General features: G+C 56.1%; 20 protein-coding genes. 7 read left to right on the forward strand and 13 right to left on the reverse strand.

The window, feature by feature from the left end:
* Window positions 1-44: 44 nt before the first annotated feature.
* The 3 genes from ACSQ3H_RS09715 to carB form a co-directional block, all read right to left on the reverse strand.
* Window positions 45-443, reverse strand: a complete 399-nt coding sequence (locus ACSQ3H_RS09715; RefSeq protein ID WP_436116863.1) for a type II toxin-antitoxin system VapC family toxin — start codon at window positions 441-443, stop codon at window positions 45-47.
* Window positions 440-676 carry a type II toxin-antitoxin system Phd/YefM family antitoxin gene (locus ACSQ3H_RS09720; protein ID WP_436116864.1) on the reverse strand — a complete coding sequence of 79 codons (237 nt, stop codon included), beginning with the start codon at window positions 674-676 and terminating at the stop codon, window positions 440-442. The genes ACSQ3H_RS09715 and ACSQ3H_RS09720 overlap by 4 nt, the downstream gene beginning before the upstream one ends.
* A 115-nt stretch (window positions 677-791) precedes the next feature.
* Window positions 792-4,277, reverse strand: coding sequence for a carbamoyl-phosphate synthase large subunit (carB, locus tag ACSQ3H_RS09725; RefSeq protein ID WP_436116865.1), 3,486 nt, complete (start codon window positions 4,275-4,277; stop codon window positions 792-794).
* 338 nt (window positions 4,278-4,615) lie between these two features.
* Between carB and ypfJ the strand changes: the two genes are divergently transcribed.
* A complete protein-coding gene (gene ypfJ, locus ACSQ3H_RS09730; protein ID WP_436116866.1) occupies window positions 4,616-5,551 on the forward strand; it encodes a KPN_02809 family neutral zinc metallopeptidase in 936 nt (311 codons plus the stop codon).
* Between the two features lie 191 nt (window positions 5,552-5,742).
* Here ypfJ and ACSQ3H_RS09735 read toward each other — a convergent pair whose 3' ends face one another.
* The gene (locus ACSQ3H_RS09735) at window positions 5,743-6,465 is read right to left on the reverse strand and encodes an aspartate/glutamate racemase family protein (protein ID WP_436116867.1); all 723 of its coding nucleotides are present in this window, start codon (window positions 6,463-6,465) and stop codon (window positions 5,743-5,745) included.
* Window positions 6,466-6,611: 146 nt separating this feature from the next.
* On the opposite strand from ACSQ3H_RS09735, the gene ACSQ3H_RS09740 reads away from it, so the two are divergent.
* Together ACSQ3H_RS09740 and ACSQ3H_RS09745 are read left to right on the forward strand one after the other, a co-directional pair.
* Window positions 6,612-7,076: an Lrp/AsnC family transcriptional regulator gene (locus ACSQ3H_RS09740; RefSeq protein ID WP_436116868.1), complete on the forward strand. Its 465-nt coding sequence runs from the start codon at window positions 6,612-6,614 to the stop codon at window positions 7,074-7,076.
* 183 nt (window positions 7,077-7,259) lie between these two features.
* Window positions 7,260-8,531, forward strand: a complete 1,272-nt coding sequence (locus ACSQ3H_RS09745) for a TCR/Tet family MFS transporter (protein WP_436116869.1) — start codon at window positions 7,260-7,262, stop codon at window positions 8,529-8,531.
* Window positions 8,532-8,580: 49 nt separating this feature from the next.
* Here ACSQ3H_RS09745 and ACSQ3H_RS09750 read toward each other — a convergent pair whose 3' ends face one another.
* Entirely contained in the window at window positions 8,581-9,054 is a 474-nt protein-coding gene (locus ACSQ3H_RS09750) for a DUF1348 family protein (RefSeq protein WP_436116870.1), read from the reverse strand.
* A 91-nt stretch (window positions 9,055-9,145) separates the two neighbouring features.
* Between ACSQ3H_RS09750 and ACSQ3H_RS09755 the strand changes: the two genes are divergently transcribed.
* Window positions 9,146-10,063, forward strand: a complete 918-nt coding sequence (locus tag ACSQ3H_RS09755) for an aldo/keto reductase (RefSeq protein WP_436116871.1) — start codon at window positions 9,146-9,148, stop codon at window positions 10,061-10,063.
* Window positions 10,064-10,207: 144 nt separating this feature from the next.
* Here ACSQ3H_RS09755 and carA read toward each other — a convergent pair whose 3' ends face one another.
* Window positions 10,208-11,452, reverse strand: coding sequence for a glutamine-hydrolyzing carbamoyl-phosphate synthase small subunit (gene carA, locus ACSQ3H_RS09760; RefSeq protein ID WP_436116872.1), 1,245 nt, complete (start codon window positions 11,450-11,452; stop codon window positions 10,208-10,210).
* A 270-nt stretch (window positions 11,453-11,722) separates the two neighbouring features.
* On the opposite strand from carA, the gene ACSQ3H_RS09765 reads away from it, so the two are divergent.
* Window positions 11,723-12,172 carry a GatB/YqeY domain-containing protein gene (locus tag ACSQ3H_RS09765; RefSeq protein ID WP_436116873.1) on the forward strand — a complete coding sequence of 150 codons (450 nt, stop codon included), beginning with the start codon at window positions 11,723-11,725 and terminating at the stop codon, window positions 12,170-12,172.
* A 350-nt stretch (window positions 12,173-12,522) separates the two neighbouring features.
* Here the strand turns inward: ACSQ3H_RS09765 and ACSQ3H_RS09770 are convergent, their stop codons facing one another.
* From ACSQ3H_RS09770 to ACSQ3H_RS09800, 7 genes are all read right to left on the reverse strand, one after another.
* Window positions 12,523-13,122, reverse strand: coding sequence for a hypothetical protein (locus ACSQ3H_RS09770; RefSeq protein WP_436116874.1), 600 nt, complete (start codon window positions 13,120-13,122; stop codon window positions 12,523-12,525).
* A 29-nt stretch (window positions 13,123-13,151) separates the two neighbouring features.
* Window positions 13,152-14,291 carry a hypothetical protein gene (locus ACSQ3H_RS09775; protein ID WP_436116875.1) on the reverse strand — a complete coding sequence of 380 codons (1,140 nt, stop codon included), beginning with the start codon at window positions 14,289-14,291 and terminating at the stop codon, window positions 13,152-13,154.
* Window positions 14,292-14,397: 106 nt separating this feature from the next.
* Complete coding sequence (locus ACSQ3H_RS09780; RefSeq protein ID WP_436116876.1) at window positions 14,398-14,721, reverse strand: hypothetical protein; 324 nt, start codon at window positions 14,719-14,721, stop codon at window positions 14,398-14,400.
* A 148-nt stretch (window positions 14,722-14,869) separates the two neighbouring features.
* Window positions 14,870-16,801 carry an AAA family ATPase gene (locus ACSQ3H_RS09785; RefSeq protein WP_436116877.1) on the reverse strand — a complete coding sequence of 644 codons (1,932 nt, stop codon included), beginning with the start codon at window positions 16,799-16,801 and terminating at the stop codon, window positions 14,870-14,872.
* Window positions 16,802-16,850: 49 nt separating this feature from the next.
* Window positions 16,851-17,471 carry a hypothetical protein gene (locus ACSQ3H_RS09790; RefSeq protein WP_436116878.1) on the reverse strand — a complete coding sequence of 207 codons (621 nt, stop codon included), beginning with the start codon at window positions 17,469-17,471 and terminating at the stop codon, window positions 16,851-16,853.
* A 396-nt stretch (window positions 17,472-17,867) separates the two neighbouring features.
* A complete protein-coding gene (locus ACSQ3H_RS09795) occupies window positions 17,868-18,377 on the reverse strand; it encodes a hypothetical protein (RefSeq protein WP_436116879.1) in 510 nt (169 codons plus the stop codon).
* 139 nt (window positions 18,378-18,516) lie between these two features.
* On the reverse strand, window positions 18,517-18,996 hold the full coding sequence (locus ACSQ3H_RS09800; protein ID WP_436116880.1) for an NUDIX hydrolase: 480 nt from the start codon (window positions 18,994-18,996) through the stop codon (window positions 18,517-18,519).
* A 240-nt stretch (window positions 18,997-19,236) separates the two neighbouring features.
* Between ACSQ3H_RS09800 and ACSQ3H_RS09805 the strand changes: the two genes are divergently transcribed.
* Window positions 19,237-19,881 carry a DUF47 domain-containing protein gene (locus tag ACSQ3H_RS09805; RefSeq protein ID WP_436116881.1) on the forward strand — a complete coding sequence of 215 codons (645 nt, stop codon included), beginning with the start codon at window positions 19,237-19,239 and terminating at the stop codon, window positions 19,879-19,881.
* A complete protein-coding gene (locus ACSQ3H_RS09810) occupies window positions 19,881-20,885 on the forward strand; it encodes an anion permease (protein ID WP_436116882.1) in 1,005 nt (334 codons plus the stop codon). Before ACSQ3H_RS09805 ends, ACSQ3H_RS09810 begins: the two co-directional genes overlap by 1 nt.
* The last annotated feature ends 96 nt before the right edge of the window (window positions 20,886-20,981 follow it).

Here is a 20,981-nt window from a genome sequence, read left to right on the forward strand (position 1 = left end):
CTGCTTGGATCAAGCGCTTTTTTCTGCGCCACTCACTTGCCGGTTCACCAGATCGTTTTCACGTGAATATAATCACGTATTTTCTCATCTGCAGTGATCAGTGGCGCAGCGAGTGTGCGTGCCGTGGCCACGATCATGCGATCCGCTGGATCCTTGTGAAACGCGCCGGGCAATACAACAGATTTAGTGGCAACAGCCACGTCAACTGGAACAAATCGTACCGCCTCAATCTCCGCCGCTGCGCCAAGCCATTTGTCGACATCCATCGACAGAACGAGCCTTTCGCGCTCCACGAGCATCGCAATTTCCCAAGCAGAGATTGCCGAGACAATGATCTCACCACCACTGACTTGCTCATGTTCTATCGCTGCGGCGGCGTGCTTGCTCAGCATCGGGTCGCCCGTGATCCACCACACGAGCACATGGGTATCAAGTATGATCACTGCGCCGCATCCCACTCGTTATCAGCGACAGGGTCAGTGGGCCTGTCATACCGCACCACCGATCCTCGCAATATTTCAAGCAGGTCGCGCTTTATCGCGCGGTAAGGACGCACCTCGAGTACTGGTTTGCCGTGATCCGTTACCACCAGGCTTTCGCCCGATGATTCAACTTGTCTGAAAAATTCAAGCGCCTTGGCCTTGAACTCGGACTTCGATACCTGATTGCGATCCATAATTCCAACCATAGTCATATGCCTATGGTCATATATAGTACATCAGGGCTGTTACAGCAATTGGCAGGGTGAATCCGTGAGCGGGATCACCTTGATTTCAGTCAGGATGGCGCAATCAGAGAAAATAATCCTGCAGCGGCCTGACCTCCAGCGATCCGGCTTTCAGCGCGGCAATAGCTTCGGCCACCGCGTCGGCTCCGGATAGAGTCGTGTAGTAAGGTACCTTCTGCATCAGAGTAGCGCGGCGGAGTGATTTCGAATCCGAGATCGCCTTCGCACTATCCGTCGTATTGAACACGAGCTGCACCTGCCGGTTGCGGATGGCATCTTCGACATGCGGACGGCCTTCCTGAACCTTGTTGATCTTCTGTGCTGCAACGCCATTTTCGCCAAGGAAACGGGCCGTACCGCCGGTAGCGAGAATCTTGAACCCCAATGCGGCCAGACGCTTTACCGGTGCAAGAATGCGCTTCTTGTCCTCGTCACGTACCGACACAAATAGCGTTCCGTCGCGGGGCAGGTCGACACCGGCGCCGAGCTGCGACTTGGCGAAGGCCAAGGCATAGTCATAGTCGAGCCCCATGACTTCGCCGGTCGAGCGCATTTCCGGTCCGAGCAATGTGTCGACGCCGGGAAAACGTGCGAAGGGGAATACGGCTTCTTTTACCGCGATATGCTTGCGTCCGGTGGTCGAAGGTTTGCCGCCATAATTGGCCAGTGCTTCATCCAGCGTTTCGCCAGCCATGATACGCGCCGCAACCTTGGCAATCGGCGTTCCGATGGTCTTGGCGACGAACGGGACTGTGCGTGAGGCGCGCGGATTGACTTCGAGCACATAGATCGTGCCGTTCTTGATGGCGTATTGCACGTTCATCAGGCCGATGACGTTGAGTGACTTCGCGAGTGCAGCGGTTTGCTTTTCGAGATTTGCAACCGTTTCAGCCGAGAGTGAATGCACCGGAAGCGAACAGGCGCTGTCGCCCGAATGGATGCCTGCCTCTTCGATGTGTTCCATGATGCCGGAAATCCAGGTGTCCTTGCCATCGCAGAGGCAGTCCACGTCAACCTCGATTGCTTCGCTCAGATAACGGTCGAAGAGAAGCGGGTTTTTGCCGAGCAGCGTATTGATCTGGCCGGTCTTGTCGTTCGGATATTTCTGCTTGATATCCTCGGGCACGAGTTCCGGCACCGTATCGAGCAGGTAACTCTGCAGGCCGCGTTCGTCGTGGATGATCTGCATGGCTCGGCCGCCCAGAACATAGGACGGGCGCACGACGAGCGGGAAGCCCAGTTCACCGGCAATGGTGCGGGCCTGTTCGACTGAATAGGCGATGCCGTTTTTGGGCTGACTGAGATCGAGCTTGATCAGAAGCTTGTGGAACCGGTCGCGGTCTTCAGCATGATCGATCGCATCCGGAGACGTGCCGAGAATCGGAATCCCGGCTTTCTCGAGAGCGTCGGCAAGCTTCAACGGTGTCTGGCCGCCAAACTGGACGATGACGCCGTGCAGCGTTCCAGCCGTCTGTTCAACGCGCAGGATTTCCAGCACGTCTTCAGCCGTGAGTGGTTCGAAATAAAGCCGGTCCGAGGTGTCGTAGTCCGTCGAGACCGTCTCCGGATTGCAGTTGATCATGATGGCTTCATAGCCGGCGTCGCGCAGGGCGAAGGCGGCATGGCAGCAGCAATAATCGAATTCGATGCCCTGGCCGATACGGTTGGGACCGCCGCCGAGAATGACGACCTTCTTACGATCGGAAACCTGCGCTTCCGAGGCGAGAGCTCCGGCAAACGGCACTTCATAGGTCGAGTACATGTAGGCCGTCGGCGAAGCAAATTCGGCGGCGCAGGTATCGATGCGCTTGAAGACCGGATGGACGTCCAGTTTGTTGCGCAGCTTGGTAACATCACCGGGTTCGATCTTGGCGAGGCTGGCAAGACGCGCATCGGAGAAGCCCATGCCCTTGAGCATGCGCAGGTTTTGCGCATCCTGCGGCAGGCCATGCTCGCGCACGCGCTCTTCCGTGGCGATGATCTCGGCCATCTGTTCCAGGAACCATGGATCGATCTTGCAGCCTTCGTGAACTTCTTCGACTGAGAGGCCGAGACGCAGGGCTTGGCCGACCATGCGCAGGCGATCCGGCGTCGGTACGCCGATGGCGGCGCGGATGGCATTGTTGTCACTGCCTTCGCCAAGGCCAGGGATCGCGATTTCATCAAGACCGGTGAGGCCAGTCTCGAGGCCGCGCAGCGCTTTTTGCAGCGATTCCTTGAAGGTGCGGCCGATGGCCATGACTTCGCCGACCGACTTCATGGCGGTCGTCAGTGTCGGTTCGGCGCCCGGAAATTTCTCGAAAGCAAAGCGCGGAATTTTGGTGACGACATAATCGATGGAGGGCTCGAACGAAGCGGGCGTCGCGCCGCCGGTGATGTCGTTGTCAAGTTCGTCCAAAGTGTATCCGATAGCGAGCTTGGCTGCTATCTTGGCAATCGGGAAGCCTGTCGCCTTCGACGCCAGGGCGGACGAACGCGACACGCGGGGATTCATTTCGATGACGATCAGGCGGCCATTTTCCGGATTGACTGCGAACTGCACGTTCGAGCCGCCGGTTTCGACACCGATCTCCCGCAGTACCGCGATCGAGGCGTTGCGCATGATCTGGTATTCCTTGTCCGTCAGGGTCAAGGCAGGGGCGACGGTAATGGAGTCGCCGGTATGGACACCCATCGGATCGATGTTTTCGATGGAACAGATGATGATGCAATTGTCCGCCTTGTCGCGGACAACCTCCATCTCATACTCCTTCCAGCCAAGGACGGATTCTTCGATCAGGACTTCGGTGGTCGGCGATGCGTCGAGACCGCTGCCGATGATTTCGTAGAATTCCGTGCGGTTATAGGCAATGCCGCCGCCGGTGCCGCCCATGGTAAAGGACGGACGGATAATGGCGGGAAGGCCAACATGATCGAGCGCTGCGCCGGCCATGCCTAGCGCGTGGGAAACATAGCGCTGCTTGCGATCGCCTTCGCCAAGCTGCCACTCGGTCTCAAGCTTGTCCAAAGCCGCGTCGAGTTCGGCGCCGGAATATCTGGCTTTTACAGCTTCGCGCTGTTCTTGGTGCAACTTGCGGTCGAGATCCTTTACTTCGGTGGCATTGGCCAACATGGATTTCGGCGTTTCGAGACCGATCTTGGCCATCGCCTCGCGGAAAAGCGCGCGGTCCTCGGCTTTGTCGATCGCTTCGGCATTGGCGCCGATCATCTCGACATTGTAGCGCTCAAGCACACCCATGCGGCGCAGCGACAGCGCGGTGTTGAGCGCGGTCTGGCCGCCCATGGTCGGCAGCAGTGCGTCGGGTCGTTCCTTGGCGATGATTTTGGCGACCACTTCCGGGGTGATCGGCTCGATATAAGTCGCGTCCGCCAGTTCCGGGTCAGTCATGATCGTTGCCGGATTGGAATTGACGAGGATGACGCGATAGCCTTCTTCTTTAAGCGCCTTGCAGGCCTGTGTGCCGGAATAATCGAATTCGCATGCCTGACCGATGATGATCGGTCCTGCGCCGATGATCAGAATAGATTTGATGTCGGTGCGTTTTGGCATGGTCAGTTCCTATCAATAGCGGGCTGCACAAAAAACCGCACGGTTTTGACCGTACGGGCAGGCATATAATTCCAAATGCGAGGCTAAGGCTGCCTTATAGGCAAAGGAAGCGCGTTGCGTAACCCCAAAAACGCGCGATTTTACGGTTTTTCGCAGCAGTTTTCTTCCTATTCGCCACGCGACCTATGGCCTGCATTAATCGGTCACGAAAATTGGCTATGTATCCGATGCAGCCGTACGTTGAAAAATTGCATCGTGCGTGAGACTAATATGGCACTATAGTGTTGAAAGTGCAGCGTATCGGTCGGTTGGACCGGCGGGAGATCGGGAGACGGAAAATGCGTTGGCAGGGCCGCAGACAGAGTGACAATGTTGAGGATCAACGCGGCGAAGGCGGCGGCGGGTTTCCCGGCGGTATTGGCCAAGGCGGCGGGTTCCGTTTTCCGGGCGGTGGCATGCGCACGGCGCGGGGCGGCGGATTTTCCGGTATCGTTATTCTTGCGGCAATTTTCCTGTTCCTGAAATTCTGCACGAGCATCGATCCGATGCAGATCCTCGTCGATTCCGGTGGTGGCGGCGGCCAGCTGGTGCCGGGCCAGAGCCAGGCGCCTTCTGGAGATACGTCGGTCAAGAACAACGATCAAATGACGCAGTTCGTACGTACTGTCCTTGCCGAAACCGAGGACGTCTGGAGCGGTATTTTCCAGGCTGAAGGCCAGACATACCCAGCGCCGACCATGGTGTTGTTCAGCGGCCAGGTGCGCTCGGCCTGCGGTTTTGCCAGCGCGGCATCCGGACCATTCTACTGCCCCGGTGACAAGAAGCTTTACATCGACCTCAGTTTCTACGACGAACTCGACAAGAAATTCGGCGCTTCCGGTGATTTTGCCCAAGCTTATGTGCTTGCGCACGAGGTTGGCCACCACATTCAGAACCTGATCGGTGTCCTGCCGAAGTTCAACGCCATGCGCCAGAACATGAGCGAAGCGGATTCGAATGCCATGTCGGTGCGGGTCGAGCTCCAGGCGGATTGCTTTGCCGGTATCTGGGGGCATTTCACCAAGCAAAAGGGTATTCTGGAGGCGGGCGATCTGGAAGAAGCGCTCAACGCGGCACAGCAGATCGGCGATGACACGCTGCAGCGAAAGATGCAGGGCTATGTCGTGCCGGAAAGTTTCAACCACGGAACGTCAGCCCAGCGCGCCAACTGGTTCAAACGCGGCTTCGACAGTGGCAAGCTGGAGAGCTGCGACACGTTCAGCGGCAATATTTAGAAATCAAAACCCCTCCCCGTCGCTTCGCTCCGTCCCTCCCCACAAGGGGGAGGGTAAGGCTGTCGCGACTGTCACCACTGCAGCGTGAAGTAAAAAAATGTAGCAGGATAGAGCGCTGTTACCCTCCCCTTGTGGGGAGGGAGGCTGCGCAGCAGCAGGGAGGGGTCTTTCAATATTACAACCGTCGCAAACTAAACCGCGTCCTGCTCGCTCATAAAATTCAAACCTAGCGCATGCGCCACGGCGGCACTTGAGTGGATGGTCGTCGAATCGAATACCGGCAATGCGAGATTGTCATCGGTTAGGGACAGGCAGATTTCCGTGCAACCAAGAATGACGCAGTCAGCACCGGCATCCTTGCCGCGCTGAATGATCTTTTCCAGTGCTTGGCGGGACTCTTCCTTGACGATGCCGCAGCAAAGCTCATCGAAAATCACAGAGTGTACCTTGGCACGGTCGATCTCGTTGGGAACGACAAGTTCGATGCCGAACTGATCGCGCATATAATCCGCATAGAATCCGTGTTCCATCGTGTAGCGGGTGGCGAGCAGCAACGGCCGCTTCTTGCCTGCCGCTGCCAAAGTGCGGCCGGTTTCATGCCTGATATCGATGAGCGGAACATTGACGGACGCGGCAACCTCATCAGCCACCAGGTGCATCGTATTGGTGCAGATCAGGACGCAGTCCGCACCGGCGCCTTCAAGTCTCTTTGCCGCGTCGGCGAGAAGGGCTGCAGCTTCGGCCCAGCGATCACTCTTCTGCAAGGCAACCACTTCGGCGAAATCCAGCGACTGCATGGCGATTTTGGCTGAGGCGAGACCGCCTAGACGTGCCCGGACCATTTCATTGATCTGGCGGTAATAGACCGCAGTACTCTCCCAGCTCATTCCGCCGATCAGTCCAATAGTGTGCATTGCAAGTTCCCCAAGTGGATTTCTGGCAGGATAATAAATCGGCTTGCGCGCCGAGTGTTCGCAAAGTTTGCGAGGGTTGCTTGCAAGTAGGCAAAAATCAGGCGTACAATTCGTCAAATGCGCTGAAAAATTGCTGGAGAGGCGAGATGCTCGACGATCGTGACCGCAAGATTCTCAATTTGCTGCAGGAGAATGCGTCGCTCGCCGTCTCTGATCTGGCCGATCGGGTGAGCCTTTCGATATCTGCCTGTTCACGGCGCATTCAACGTCTGGAGGACGATGGTTATATCGCCAAGCGGGTTGTGCTTCTGGATCGCACACACGCCGGCCTGCCGACAACGATGTTCGTGATCGTGCGCGCGGCTCGTCATTCGGCTGATTGGCTCGAACAGTTTCGCGCGGCAATCATCGACATTCCCGAAATTGTCGAGGTGCATCGCATGACCGGAACGATCGACTATATCCTGAAGCTCGTCTTGCCGCGCGTCGAAGCCTATGACGATATCTACAAGGCGCTTGTGGAGAAGGTCGAATTCTTTGATATATCCGCCTCCGTTTCGATGGAAACATTGAAGGTAACAACAGCATTGCCGACCCATTATGTGCGCTAGATGCGGAAGTCGGATGAAGGCAAATTGACAGGATCTGTCAGGAGGATTTTGCCCTGAAAGCACTTTCTGGTGGCGGAATGGCGGATTTCCTGATCATGTTCACGTATTGTTTCGCGCTTGCGAAACGAATATGATGATTTTCCGCGTCAATCGCGGACGTAAACGCCATTTGCGAGTTTTCCGATGATTGACCCGATCCTGGCCAAACGCGGCCTGACACTCGTCTTCATGATTCTGCTGCTGGATATTATCGGCATTGGAATCATCGTTCCGGTCCTGCCTGAATATCTTGAGGAACTGACCGGTACGGATGTTGGGCATGCGGCAATCTACGGTGGTTGGCTGCTTTTCGCCTATGCCGGAATGCAGTTTGTTTTTGCGCCGCTGATCGGAAATCTGAGCGATCGCTTCGGCCGCCGGCCGATATTGCTGACGTCGGTTATTACGTTCGCAATGGACAATCTGATTTGCGCGCTCGCGCCAAACTTCGCCATCCTGCTGATTGGCCGAATCCTTTCAGGTATCAGCGGCGGCAGTTACTCCACGGCCTCCGCCTATATCGCCGATGTCAGCACCGACGAAAACCGTGCCAAGAATTTCGGTTTGCTTGGCATTGCATTCGGCATTGGTTTTATTCTTGGACCGATCATCGGCGGCTTCCTTGGCGAGTTTGGCCCGCGCATTCCGTTTTATGGGGCTGCGCTGATCTCATTTCTCAATTTTGTCGCCGCCTATTTCCTCCTGCCGGAAACGCTTGCCGCGAAGGATCGCCGGAAATTCGAGTGGAAGCGTTCCAATCCGCTCGGCGCACTCAAGCAGATGCGCAATCACAAGGGCATTCTGTGGATCGGGCTGGTGTTCTTCATGCTGACGCTCGGTCATATGTCCTATCCTGCTGTATGGGCCTATGTCGGCAGCTATCGCTATGGCTGGAGCGAAAGCGATATCGGCATGTCGCTTGGCATCTACGGCCTCTGCAGCGCCATCGTGATGGGGCTAATCTTGCCTCGCATCGTGTCCAGGTTTGGCGAGTGGCGCACGGCCGTCATCGGTCTCTCCTTCGCCGCGCTCGGTTTCTTCGGTTATGCCAGCGCCTGGCAGGGATGGCTCGTCTATGTCGTGATTGTCGCGACCTGCCTCGAAGGCGTAGCCGACCCGGCGATGCGCAGTATTGCTTCGGCCAAGGTACCTGCCTCGGAGCAGGGCGAGTTGCAGGGGGCGCTGACCAGCCTGTTCAGCATTACCAACATTATCGGACCGCTGATCTTCACGCAGATTTTCGCCATCTTCACCGCCCCGGGCGCATCCGTCACCTTTAGCGGGGCGCCCTATGTGCTTGGCGGGATTTTCGTGCTGATTGGCCTGCTTGCGTTCATCCTGCGCGTCGAAAAGCCATCACTCGCCCGGGACGAGGTTCTCGCACCGGGCGCATTGGCTCCAAACGAGGCAGGATGAAGATCAAGTTGACTAGCTGCGTATGTCCGAACGTTCGGCTACGCCATAATTACAGCCCCAAGTCTGACAGGCCGGGATGATCCACCGGACGCGGTCCGGAACGATCCCAATGGAACTTTCGTTCGGACTCCTTGATTGGCAGGTCGTTGATGCAGGCAAACCGCTTGCGCATCAGTCCGTTTTCGTCGAATTCCCAGTTTTCATTGCCGTAGGCGCGGAACCAGTTACCCGAATCGTCATGATATTCATAGGCGAAGCGAACGGCGATGCGATTGTCGGTGAATGCCCAAAGCTCTTTGATCAGCCGGTAATCGAGCTCGCGATTCCACTTGCGCGTGAGGAAAGCCACAATCGCTTCGCGTCCCTCCACAAACTCTGCTCGATTACGCCAATAGCTGTCGATCGTATAGGCGAGCGATACGCGCTCGGGGTTGCGGCTGTTCCAACCGTCCTCCGCGCCGCGGACTTTTTGCACCGCGGTTTCGTGAGTGAACGGAGGCAGGGGCGGGCGCTGTTCCGACATGGTCGATACTCCTATTTTTCCACGTTCCGTGAAGGGTCGCAGGTAATATATTGATCGCAACAACAACTATTCCAACCGAGGTGATTTTTCTATGTCCTATGAAAAGCGTATTGCGCTCAATGCTCAAGGCCTGACCCTGTCTCGGCTGGTTCTTGGGGCCTGGCGCCTGCTGAACGGTCCGAAGCCCGATGCAGACAGTGTGGCAAGGCTTATCGCTGCGGCAATCGATCTTGGCATGACGAGCTTCGATCATGCGGATATTTATGGAAATTACGGCGTTGAAGAGGCATTTGGCGCGGGACTCAAGCGCTGGGGCGGCAAGCGCGAGGCGATTGAGCTGGTCACCAAATGCGATATCATGCTGAAGTCGGATGCACGGCCTGATAACCGGATCAAGCATTACGATACCAGCGCTGCACACATCAAAGCCTCGGTGGATCGCTCCCTCAAGAACCTGCACACCGACTATATCGATCTATTGCTCATCCATCGTCCCGATCCGCTGATGTACGCGGATGGAACAGCGGCCGCACTTGAGAGTGTCGTCAAGACAGGGAAGGTGAGGGCAGTCGGCGTTTCCAATTTTTCGCCATCGCAGTTCGATCTGCTGGCTTCGCGATTGCCATTCCCCCTGGTCACCAACCAGATCGAAATGTCTGTCGTGAATACCACGCCGTTATTTGATGGTAGTCTCGATCACGCGCAACGCCTGCGCTATGCGTCGATGATCTGGTCACCGCTTGGTGGCGGTAGTCTGTTCACCGGAGATGGGGTGCAAGAACAACGCGTGCGCGAGGCTTTGAAGGCAGTGGCGGACGAAGTGGGTGGCGGCGACATATCGGCCGTTGCTATCGCGTGGCTCTTGCGCCATCCGGCGCGGCTGATCCCGGTTCTTGGCAGTCTCAAGACTGAGCGGCTGGCTGCAATGGCAGCGGCGCTCGATATAGAGCTCGAGCGCCAGCAATGGTTTGCCATTCTAAAGGCGAGCACGGGGAAGGACGTCGCTTAAACAAGTGTGCGTGGTTCGACAAGCTCACCATGAGGGAGGTGGAGCGCCGCATGAAGCCCTAGCACGACCGCTGGAGATTTGCTTATAAGTTCGCAAACTTCCCTCATGGTGAGCTTGTCGAACCACGCACCACAAGAGCCATCCTCAATTATGCAGTTCCCGCTCGGGCAGCGTCTCGAGGCCTTTGCTCTCCCGGATCAGATTGAAGAACCGGCGGAACAGATAATGTGAGTCCTGCGGGCCGGGCGACGCTTCCGGATGATGCTGAACCGAGAAGACCGGACGCCCCACGACACGCAGACCGCAATTGCTGCCGTCGAAAAGCGAGACGTGGGTTTCCTCGACGCCGTCCGGGAAGGACTCCGCGTCGACGGCAAAACCATGGTTCATCGAGACGATTTCGACCTTGCCGGTCGTGTCGTCGCGCACCGGATGATTGGCGCCGTGATGACCCTGATGCATTTTCTTTGTATCGCCGCCGAGCGCCAGCGCCAGCATCTGGTGACCGAGGCAGATGCCAAAAACCGGGATGTCGGTTTTGATAAGTTCCTTGATCGCAGGTACAGCATATTGGCCGGTCGCAGCTGGGTCGCCAGGCCCATTCGAAAGAAAAATACCGTCGGGTTTGTAGGCTAGAACGTCTGCAGCGGTGGCCGATGCAGGGAGAATGGTGATCTTTGCACCGAGACCGGCGATGAGCCGCAGGATATTGCGCTTGATGCCGTAATCGATAGCGACGACGTGGAATTCCGGCGCCGTTTGCTGGTCAAAGCCTTCATTCCACACCCATGGCTTTTCGGTCCATACGGAGCTCTGGCCGGATGTAACCTCTTTGGCAAGATCGAGGTTGAGCAAACCATGCCAGGCAGCTGCGCGTTTTTTCAGCGCCGGAATGTCGAACTTCCCGTTCGGATCATGCGCAATCACCGCATTGGGCATGCCCTTTTCGCGGATGAGAGCAGTCAAGGCACGTGTATCGACACCGGCGAGGGCAATGACGCCGCGCGCTTTCAGCCAATGATCGAGATGGTCGGCGGCGCGGTAGCTGGAAGGTGCGGTAATATCAGCCTTGAAGATCGCTCCAACCGCACCAGCGCGATTGGCCGGGGTCAGGTCCTCAATGTCTTCCTTGTTGGTGCCGACATTGCCGATATGCGGAAAGGTGAAGGTGACGATCTGGCCGGCATAGGACGGATCGGTGAGAATTTCCTCATAGCCGGTGAGCGCGGTATTGAAGCAGACCTCCGCTTCGCAGATGCCCGTTGCGCCAAGGCCCTTGCCTTCGATGACCGTGCCATCGGCCAGGACCAGCACGGCGGTCGGCTTGAATTCTGTCCAGCCCGCGGTCTTTGGCTGTGTACCGGCTTCTGTCGTTGTTGTGGCGGTCATGCGGCACTCCTGAACGTGGGCTTGCGTCGTTGTCGGCGTTGAAAAATGCCGTTCAATATTCCATATGACATGGCTGAACGCGGTGGTGATAAGGCTCCCCACCGCAGCAACAACAAAATGTCTGGGTAAGATCCAGTCCATAAACAAAGCCGCGCCTAAGGTCAATTGCGACACAAGAACTCTTCGTGGAATCATGCCAAGCCGCATGGGACTATGATTGTTTTCGCGTGGGGCCAGCCATAGAGTGCGCGGGACAAGGAGAATATAGATATGCGCGATACGATCGCCGGGGCACTGACCACAGCCATCAAGGCACAGGACAAGCGCCGCGTACCGACGCTGCGCCTGATCATGGCCGCAATCAAGGATCGCGATATTCTCAACCGGGGTACGGGCAAGGACCCTGCAACGAATGATGAGATAAGCTCCATTCTTGCCAAGATGATCAAGCAGCGTGAAGAGTCTGCAAAGCTTTATGAAGAGGGCAATCGGCTGGAACTTGCCGAGCAGGAACGTGCGGAAATCGAGATCATTCGCGACTTCATGCCGAAACAGTTGAGCGAGGCTGAGATTCGCCAGGTGGCCAAGCAGGTTATCGATGAAATCGGTGCGAGCGGCCTGCGCGACATGGGCAAGAGCATGAATGTGCTGAAGGAAAGATATGCCGGCCAGATGGATTTCAGCAAGGCCAGCACCATTGTGAAAGAGTTGCTGCAGTAAGGATACTCGGCATTTATTGTAGCGACTAGCATAAGCCTGACTCATTTGCCGGGAGAGTCTGACTCGTTCCGGCGAGAAGCTCGACTCAAGCCTCTTTTTTGCCGCTGTTCAACGATCTACAAACCGCTTTTGCAGCATTATGGCCGTTTAATTGATTCTCGATGGGGGATTCGATGGCGGCTCGAAAGCGCGGCAATCCGCTTGAGCGGTGGGAGATCGCCACAGGCCATGCTCGACCAACGGGTTTGCTGTTGGAAGATAGCTCGCCTGTCTTAGGTGATATGACAAATCCCATTAGGAACGCTGACCTGACCGGATGTCAAAACAACGAATCCTTTGATTCTCTCAAGCTATATTTTCCGTGGACGACCGGGGCGTTTCCTTTGAACGATGATATCGCCCGTTGTCTTACGTTCAGTGTAATAGCGGCCAGTCAATTTATGCGGGTCAGCGTCATAATCGAGGTCCAGGAACGCCACTCCTTCATGCGGGGAGCTACGATGTTGGATTTGCGCCTGAGGATCGTTGTTGTAGCTGTACCAAATGCGGAATTTTCCTATATCGCGAAACGCCTCAAGAATTGAACGCGTGGAGCGAGAATTGGATTCGGTGGTTTTTAGCGTGATCGACGTCGAAAACAGATTTTGGCGTATCGTTATCACTGCCACGATGGGCGGGGTTTGAAGAGCTGTCGTTGGATCGACCCAGGTGGGGATCAGATGGCCTTCCCAGGTACCATTCAAATCGGGAAAAGTGCTCTTTTGGATATTGGGAAACGTTCGCCAGATCCATGGCCACAGTTTGTTTAAAACCAGTGTCAACATTCCCCCTACGACGGTTACCGTAAGTGAAAGCAGCTTGAAAATCGGTGGTTCATTGCCGAGCGCAAGACCGTAGGCGGCTTCTATTGCAACGACGACTAGAAAGGCCGACGCGATAACAATAGTCAATTGATACCGTTTCGAGAGTAGTGACCACATTAAGCGTTGCCCAAATGAGCCAAGGCGAACTTGGAGAAGCTTCTAGCCGTTTCCAAAGTCCAGGCTTGATTCCCGCCGAACAGCAATTTGACTCCGTTAATCTCAGTAGCGCTATAGGCAAGAAGCGGATTTTCCAGAATTTGGACGATCCGGTTCAATACGCGTTTGACGCGATCATAGCGATCATCCGCGGCGACCATAAACGCGTGGTCCTCGACCAGATAAACCAGACATTCGATGAGGAACGAAGGAACCTTTGCGTTGAAAACACCCCGATCAGCCATATCGGCCCGCAGCCGTTTTACGATGCGGACCGTTCTCTTGAACTGATGGCCAGTGGCCAATCTTTTTGCGCGACCGTTGGCAAGGTGCTGGTCTGGATAATTTTCCGTCCATTGTCCATCGCGTGACAGAATTGCTACGCCCTCAATTCCTGTTACGCCACCAATCAGCGAATTTCCTGTTATGCGATGGAGTCTGAAGGCAGGAACGACATCAACTTCTGCTCGGCTACCATCGAGTCCGCTGACTCTGATGGCCTTATTACCGTCTGCGTTGACTTTGTCTGCGCCAAAGATACGGATGAGATCGGCGATGATTTCTGTCCGCATTTGTGTCGACAATTCGCCGAACGTCGGTTCAAGTGCGACATACCCTCCGTCGCGCCAGGCCGCCTGGGGATCAATCCCATTCAAATACTCTATTTTGATTGCGGGGTGCTGGACACGTAAATCAATGTCAGCCTCCAGACGGGTATTGGTCCGGTTTGTGAAGCTGCCCTGCGGCACGAGCGAAACCCGTTGGGAGGACAACCACGTGTTCTTCGTCAGTACATTATGCACCATGTTCCGAGCACGTTCTATGCGCTGCGTCTCGCTGGTGCTTTCGCTGCGCTCCCAATGGGAAAACCTTTCGTTCCATTCACTTCGAATGCGGTATTGATCGGACAAAAGCCCCAGGAGCCCGCCACCCTTGATGTCAAGAGCAGCAGCAAAGGGCGATACGGGAGTAGGCGAGATAAGGCTTCCGAGACCCAACAAGCCTTCCGACTGTGTGGTATTTGATGTCGGGGCCATTAGAGCGCCAAGGAGGCTCAGGCCACTCGGCTTTGGGAAAGGTGGATCAAAAAGGCTACCCAAATGCAATCTCCTGCACGAACATACAACATGCATACCAAAAAAATGCAGATAGCACAAGATGTGGTAATATTGTACTGGTCCATATCGTCTACGGCATTGCGATAGATCATCCTGTCTCAGCGCGGACTCCCAGCCGGTAATACCGGGACAACGTCCGGACGAACTTGAGGTTGGGCGACATCACCCAAACGTCGCTGGTGACACCTTCCGACGTCCGGAAACGAGGGTGGCCTGAGATCACGCCGTAAAGACAGGGAAGGGGTCTTGTTCCGACGGACCATTGATCGATGAGGGGTGCCGTTGCCAACTCCTTCTTGTCGGGGAAGTTTCCGCTGCGGAGGCGCTTCAAATCGCGGAGCAGATGTTCGAGAGTTTCGATTTCAACATTGAGTTTTTGTGCAGCCTGGTCGGCATCATTGATGATTTGCATAATGGCTCTCCATCGCGGAAGCGAGGTTTCAGAGTTTTAATTGTTGAATTATCGTTGCGGCAGCGTTCCGCTTACGCGCTGATCGATATTCGCGTGGGGCGCATCGGAAAAGGAACGGCGACCAAAGAGAATGAGAAATGGTTCAACGTCACAGGGATGCCCCTCCGGTTTTCGGTTGAGTTGCGAGGATTCGATGGAGATCGGATCCGGACAACCGTCGCTTTCTCAGAAGCTCTTCAACTACGACCTCGAGATCGCCGCGTCGGCTGTTCAAGATATCCTTCGCGCGGCCAAACTGCTCCGCGAGGATGATCTGGACCTTTTGTTGCAGAACGGGATTCAACCTCATCGCGGCAAACAGTTCGGGTTCCGTGTCGTCTGCCAGATAGATGAGGGATTGGCCGTGGCCGTACGATGCTTCCATCGACAAGGCCATCAAGGTCGCCCTATGAAGATCGGACCCTCGGACACCCGCCCAACCGGAACCGTGAACGCCCAACACAACTTGCTCTGCGGCGGCACCTGCGACGTTCATCGCAATCCTGTCCAGAATTTGGGCCGGAAGCCTTTCGAGGTGCACGATCTCATCGAAATGAACAATCCCGCCCTCCTGGTGGCTGGCACCATTGGTTTCCACTGAGTCCGAAAGCCTGATTTCGACGAGATTTCCGATGCCGAGTTCCAGGCCTACGAGCGCGTGCCCGACTTCATGGATTGCGTTGCGGCGCATAAACGAGGATGAAAATTTGAACCGTGCGGGGAGAGATTCAATGAGGTCGCCAACCTGAAGCTTCCGACGATGCCGCCGCGCAAGCCTGCGACTATCTCGGACCAACTTTTCAATAGCGGCACCGGACCAGCTTTCTGCCGCATCGACAACGGCACCAAGTTCCTCATGTTTGAGGTCGTTGCGTAGGTGCCACCGCAGGATGCCGAGGCGCGCGTCCGCATCGGGAAGTGGAATTTCGATATGGCGATCCAGACGGCCGGCTCTGGTCAGGGCGGGGTCCAATCGGCCGGGGTTGTTGCAGGCACCAACCACCACGACGCCCTCACGTTTTTCCGCGCCGTCGAGTTGCTCGAGCAAGCTCGAGACCACCTCAATGTGATACTGCTTGTTGTCGCCGGCCGCCTTGTCCCGGTCGCCAACCGCGTCGATTTCGTCGATGAAAAGAATGCTAGGCGTATTGATGCGCGCCGAGTTGAACGAAGCCCGCATCGCTTTCAACAAATCTCCGAGATGCCCTGTCGATTGCCAACGGGCGAGGGAAGCGATCACGAGATGCGCGCTGCAGGATCTCGCCAGCGCACCGGCAAATGTCGTTTTGCCTGTGCCTGGAGGGCCGCTCAACAAAATACCTCTGTCGATGTCGCCCCAGTTGATTTTTCCCGATCGCCAGTCAGCGAGGTCGACGGCAAGTTCGCGTCCCCATTTTCCCGCTTCGCCGAGGCCGTGCAGGTCCTCCAATCGTGGAAGTGCAGTATCCGTAGTTTGCGCGTTCGAGTCCTGAACGAGACGTTTCATCATGAGGATGGATTTCTTGATGGGGCGGCCCTTCCGCAATGTGGCGGCAATTACCTTCAGTGGCATCGTAGAGATAAAGAAGGCATCGGCATGGGAGATGCGTTCGCCGAGGCAAACATAAACGGCCGCCTGAACATGGAGCGCATTCGGACGCGATACGCTGACAACAGAGTCCGCAACCTGCACGAAACGGTCGGCGAGGGCTGCTTCGCAACTGGCCACAACCACGACCCTGGCCGTGGTCGCCAGCGCCGTCATGATTGCCGCGCTGTCGGGTCGCTTGCCATTGCCGTCGAACGCCTGTTTGAAGGTGGCGCTGTCGTCACGCCCGAAGCCGTAGCCCAGCGCCAGCGCTTCGCTATGGGCAACGTATTCTGAGGCGGCCATGTAAATGTCCACATCCCCGGGGTCGGGAACGACGATGCCCAAAACGACGGGCAGGCCTCGTCTTAGGTGATATTGATCGCGACATGCCTTGACAATGGCGCAATGGGCAAGGAAGCGGCCGACGTCCTTGGCGATTTTTGTTTGCAGGTATTCGGTAAGATTGGTCATGGGAAGCCGTTTCTGAAAGAGGTCGGCAGGTACGGTTCAGGCAGGGAATTCAACCGCGTCTGCGTCTTACCGTCGTGTCGGGATTGATCAGTTCGTCATCAAGCTCGATCTCCAGGAACCGATGCAGGATCAACGAGGCTAGTCCCGCTATGGGAAGCGTTTCCCTGAATGCAGTCAGGCATTCCGACACCGTCATGCTACCCTGCTCGTCCAGGGCAGCCAGCAGGCGCAAGCGATCTCCCAATGGGGTGCGCCAGCGCGCGTAGCGGAGCAGATCTTGTGCGTTCCGAAGTCGGAAGCCTGAATTGATATGCTTCTCCAGAACGAACTCGTGCTGGAATCCGGCTACGAGAGCACGTTCCTTGATCCATCTGACTGAAGCGTCGTCCAACGATTGAAAAACGTCGACGAGAGCCGGACCTGTCGACCGCTCAATCCTGAAATCCGGGACATGGAACGATTTCTTGTCGGTAAGCTCCAACGGAAGGCAAGACCACGAAAGGATGTCCGGATCGAAATCGAGCAAGCACGCGCATTCTCTTGCAAGCGTGTTGCGGAACAGGGGCACGCCAACGCAGCGCACGGTGCCGCGCGGATGATAGGAATGCCGCGCAGCCTCCGTGCGGACGGATGCAAGGATATCGATGTCGATTGGGGTATGAGCGGTCATGAGACCCTCCACATACATACGCAAAATGATCGGCAGCCGCAGGAGCGGTTTAGCGCGAGGTCAGCGTATGAGGTGGATTCCGAGCTGGGTCATGCACGAACAAATAGAGAACAAAATTCATTTGGTCAACAGGTTTATGCAGAAATAGCTTATTCAGCCCAGAAGCGTCCACAGGCGTTTCAGATCCGGTGGCGTGCCCGGTCGTAAAGATCCTCGACGCGGCAGCTGAGATAGTTATCTGGAGTGTCGCGTCCCTCGCTCGACAGCGCTTCGCCTCATCGATCTCAGAGGCCCCAATCTGAACATGAAGTACCCGCCAGATATTGGTTCATGCTAAATGACCATTGAGCGTGGAACGCGGGAGTGCCGCTTTCAGTCAAAACTGCCCCAAAAGTATCAAGGATCGGTTCTGCGGGCAAAATGTTCGTAAGTGATTTGCCAAGGATCGCTGTTGGAAGATCTTTCCTCGCCGATCCAATGGAAGCTGTCGACAGTGATCTCAGTGAAACGCCATCGAGCTTTCAGGCCACGCGAGTCATCACCGATCTGAACAATGTCCTTACCCTCGGCCCGTCCGATCTGGCGCGAGTAATCTTGGTTGAGAGGGTCACTCCAGATAATATGCCAGCCACCAATGCCTGGATCGAAGATGCGCAAAGTCGTACCATACATTGTGGACGGCGCAGGGCGCTTGGGCCTGATCCAGATATCCTGAATGGCGCGACCTTCCAGCACCCATCCGAAATGGATTTCTCCAGTCGATCCTTGGGTTGTGCCGTCGGCGAGATGGCGGATGGTGTCCATTTCCCAGCTTCCGATTAGCCACCCATATAGGTTCATGTCCTTCGCCCGGTCGGGTGGCGGAGCTTCGGATGCGAGTGCAGCGAGAAACGGAGATTTCGTCATGGTAAACTGCCTTTCTTCGCCAGCCGAGGGAAGAGGAGTCTAGCACGGTCTTCCTGACAGCCTTCCTTCAGGAAACCCCCAGTATCCTCGCCGTCTACCGCCGACAGGTGTCGAACCAAACAAACTCATGGCAATCCTGCTAGGGGTATCTATCCGTAGTTGTGCGCAAGTTGTTTATCTCCTTGATGAACGGAATGAGAGAGCGATCGCTTATCATGACTGCTGCCCGGTCAGGATGTACCCATATTCTAGTGCGTTCGTCCTGTTCGGGCCACTGCCACAATTGCTCGGAGACCGCCAAGGCGTAAACGGAAACCCGAATTTGAATCGACATTCTGGAAAGCTCTTTCCAGTAGACATATTGGCCTATCGGATGTTTCGAGACCGTGCCGAGAACGCCGGCTTCTTCCTTGGCTTCCTCTGCGGCTGCCTCCGCGTCGCTCCGCCCTTTCATTCGCCATCCTTTGGGGATGATGTAGCGTTTGGTACGTCGGGTTGTAATCAGGAGTATCTCGACCTGCCCGTCATCGCCGATGCGGTAGGGCAGGGCGGCAACCTGCGGCATCGAAGCCGTCTTTCCGGCACTCTTGGCGTGACGCTCTTCCTGTTTCGTCGACATCTCTTACCTTGATTGGTTCCATCGCCGCACGAACACACCCGGAAAAAGTTCATTATCACCAGATTCTCTTTATCCGTCTAACCATTTTTCGACGGATTCGGATCCGAAGATGCCGTTGACGGACTTACGGCCTTTCTTAAACTCACGAACAATCAGCCCAGTTGAAGTGTCAGGTTGATCCAGCTATGTCGGGTTAAGCCGCCAGCTGATTGGAAGCCCGCTAATGACAATGTGCCCGCCATGCTGAAATGGTTTCGCGCTTTATTGCCACGTGAAGACCGTTTCTTTGATCTTTTTGCACAACATTCGCGCGTCGTCGTCGAGGCAGCGGCATCTCTGAAAGCTCTTCTGGCCGGCGAGGGTGAGCTTGATGATCATTGCCATCGCATCATCGAACTTGAAAGTGAAGCCGATGAGATCACGCGCGAGGTGTTGCTTGCCGTGCGCCGCAGTTTCATTACGCCATTCGACCGCGGCGACATCAAGGATCTGATCCAGTCGATGGACGATGCCATCGACACGATGCACAAGACAGTCAAGACCATCCAGCTTTTCGAGCAAACAAGCTTTCATCCTCGCATGCACGAAATGGGCGTGCTCATCGTAGAAGCCGCGGGATTGATCGCAGAGGCAATTCCGCTTCTCAACCGTGTGGGAACGCATTCGGCCCGGCTGAGTGCCATTGCCGAAGAAGTCGTGCGCGTCGAAGGCCGTGCCGATGAGTTGCACGATGAAGGACTGAAGGACCTGTTCCAGCGCTACGGCAAGTCCGATGCCATGGCTTACTTCATCGGCAGCGAGATTTACGGCGAACTGGAAAAGGTCGTCGACCGCTTCGAAGATGTCGCCGATGAAATCAGCGGCATCGTGATCGAGAACGTCTGATGGATGCAGCGCTCAGCTTTCCCCTGCTGGTGGGCCTGATTGCTATCGCTTTGTTCTTTGATTTTCTCAATGGCCTGCACGATGCGGCCAATTCAATCGCGACCATCGTCTCCACGCGGGTGCTCCGTCCGCAATATGCCGTCCTGTGGGCTGCCTTCTTCAACTTCATAGCCTTCCTGTTCTTCGGCCTGCACGTTGCGGAGACACTGGGGACCGGGATTATCGATCCCACGATCGTCACGCCCCGCCTGATTTTTGCCGCGCTCATGGGCGCGATAATCTGGAATATCGTCACATGGATATTCGGAATCCCGTCGAGTTCGTCGCACGCACTTGTCGGTGGTCTCGTCGGTGCCGGACTGGTCAGGACGGGTTTTGACGCGATCGTCTGGACCGGGCTGCTGAAAACAGTCGGCGCAATCTTCATGTCACCGATGATCGGTTTCTTCCTGGCTCTTTTGCTGGTGCTGATTGTCTCCTGGATTTTTGTCCGGCAGACACCATTCGCCGTCGACCGCACATTTCGCGGTCTGCAGTTTGTCTCCGCCTCGCTGTATTCCCTCGGTCATGGCGGCAATGACGCGCAGAAGACCATGGGCATCATCGCGGTGCTGCTGTTCTCGCAGGGATATCTCGGGACAGAATTCAGTGTGCCATTCTGGGTCGTGATCGCGTGTCAGTCGGCGATGGCGCTTGGCACGCTTTTCGGCGGCTGGCGTATCGTCCATACCATGGGATCCAAGATCACCCGGCTCAACCCGATGCAGGGTTTCTGTGCCGAAACGGGGGGTGCGATCACGCTGTTCGCAGCGACATGGCTCGGTATTCCAGTATCGACGACCCATACGATCACCGGCGCGATCATCGGCGTCGGGGCAGCGCGGCGTGTCTCGGCTGTACGCTGGGGACTGGCGAGCAACATCGTCGTCGCCTGGCTGATCACCATGCCGGCAGCGGCATTTATTGCAGCACTGTTTTATGTTGTTGCCGGGCTCGGTCTGTAAACCGGGAGTGGTAATGACGGCGGCGGCACGAGATGACGGAACGCGTGGGAGCAGAACAAGCTCAGATGTACCGTCAAGACCTCCCCAGCATTTAAG

It is taken from the genome of Phyllobacterium sp. LjRoot231 (assembly GCF_964253365.1).
In the GTDB taxonomy this organism is placed as follows: Bacteria; Pseudomonadota; Alphaproteobacteria; order Rhizobiales; family Rhizobiaceae; genus Phyllobacterium.

Coding starts and splice junctions, on each gene's coding strand:
- carA (WP_436116872.1), bottom strand. CDS start 11,452: ATGACCGCCACAACAACGACAGAAGCCGGTACACAGCCAAAGACCGCG.
- ACSQ3H_RS09720 (WP_436116864.1), bottom strand. CDS start 676: ATGGATCGCAATCAGGTATCGAAGTCCGAGTTCAAGGCCAAGGCGCTT.
- ACSQ3H_RS09765 (WP_436116873.1), top strand. CDS start 11,723: ATGCGCGATACGATCGCCGGGGCACTGACCACAGCCATCAAGGCACAG.
- carB (WP_436116865.1), bottom strand. CDS start 4,277: ATGCCAAAACGCACCGACATCAAATCTATTCTGATCATCGGCGCAGGA.
- ACSQ3H_RS09810 (WP_436116882.1), top strand. CDS start 19,881: ATGGATGCAGCGCTCAGCTTTCCCCTGCTGGTGGGCCTGATTGCTATC.
- ACSQ3H_RS09745 (WP_436116869.1), top strand. CDS start 7,260: ATGATTGACCCGATCCTGGCCAAACGCGGCCTGACACTCGTCTTCATG.
- ACSQ3H_RS09800 (WP_436116880.1), bottom strand. CDS start 18,996: ATGTCGACGAAACAGGAAGAGCGTCACGCCAAGAGTGCCGGAAAGACG.
- ACSQ3H_RS09785 (WP_436116877.1), bottom strand. CDS start 16,801: ATGACCAATCTTACCGAATACCTGCAAACAAAAATCGCCAAGGACGTC.
- ACSQ3H_RS09780 (WP_436116876.1), bottom strand. CDS start 14,721: ATGCAAATCATCAATGATGCCGACCAGGCTGCACAAAAACTCAATGTT.
- ypfJ (WP_436116866.1), top strand. CDS start 4,616: ATGCGTTGGCAGGGCCGCAGACAGAGTGACAATGTTGAGGATCAACGC.
- ACSQ3H_RS09755 (WP_436116871.1), top strand. CDS start 9,146: ATGTCCTATGAAAAGCGTATTGCGCTCAATGCTCAAGGCCTGACCCTG.
- ACSQ3H_RS09750 (WP_436116870.1), bottom strand. CDS start 9,054: ATGTCGGAACAGCGCCCGCCCCTGCCTCCGTTCACTCACGAAACCGCG.
- ACSQ3H_RS09735 (WP_436116867.1), bottom strand. CDS start 6,465: ATGCACACTATTGGACTGATCGGCGGAATGAGCTGGGAGAGTACTGCG.
- ACSQ3H_RS09740 (WP_436116868.1), top strand. CDS start 6,612: ATGCTCGACGATCGTGACCGCAAGATTCTCAATTTGCTGCAGGAGAAT.
- ACSQ3H_RS09795 (WP_436116879.1), bottom strand. CDS start 18,377: ATGACGAAATCTCCGTTTCTCGCTGCACTCGCATCCGAAGCTCCGCCA.
- ACSQ3H_RS09805 (WP_436116881.1), top strand. CDS start 19,237: ATGCTGAAATGGTTTCGCGCTTTATTGCCACGTGAAGACCGTTTCTTT.
- ACSQ3H_RS09790 (WP_436116878.1), bottom strand. CDS start 17,471: ATGACCGCTCATACCCCAATCGACATCGATATCCTTGCATCCGTCCGC.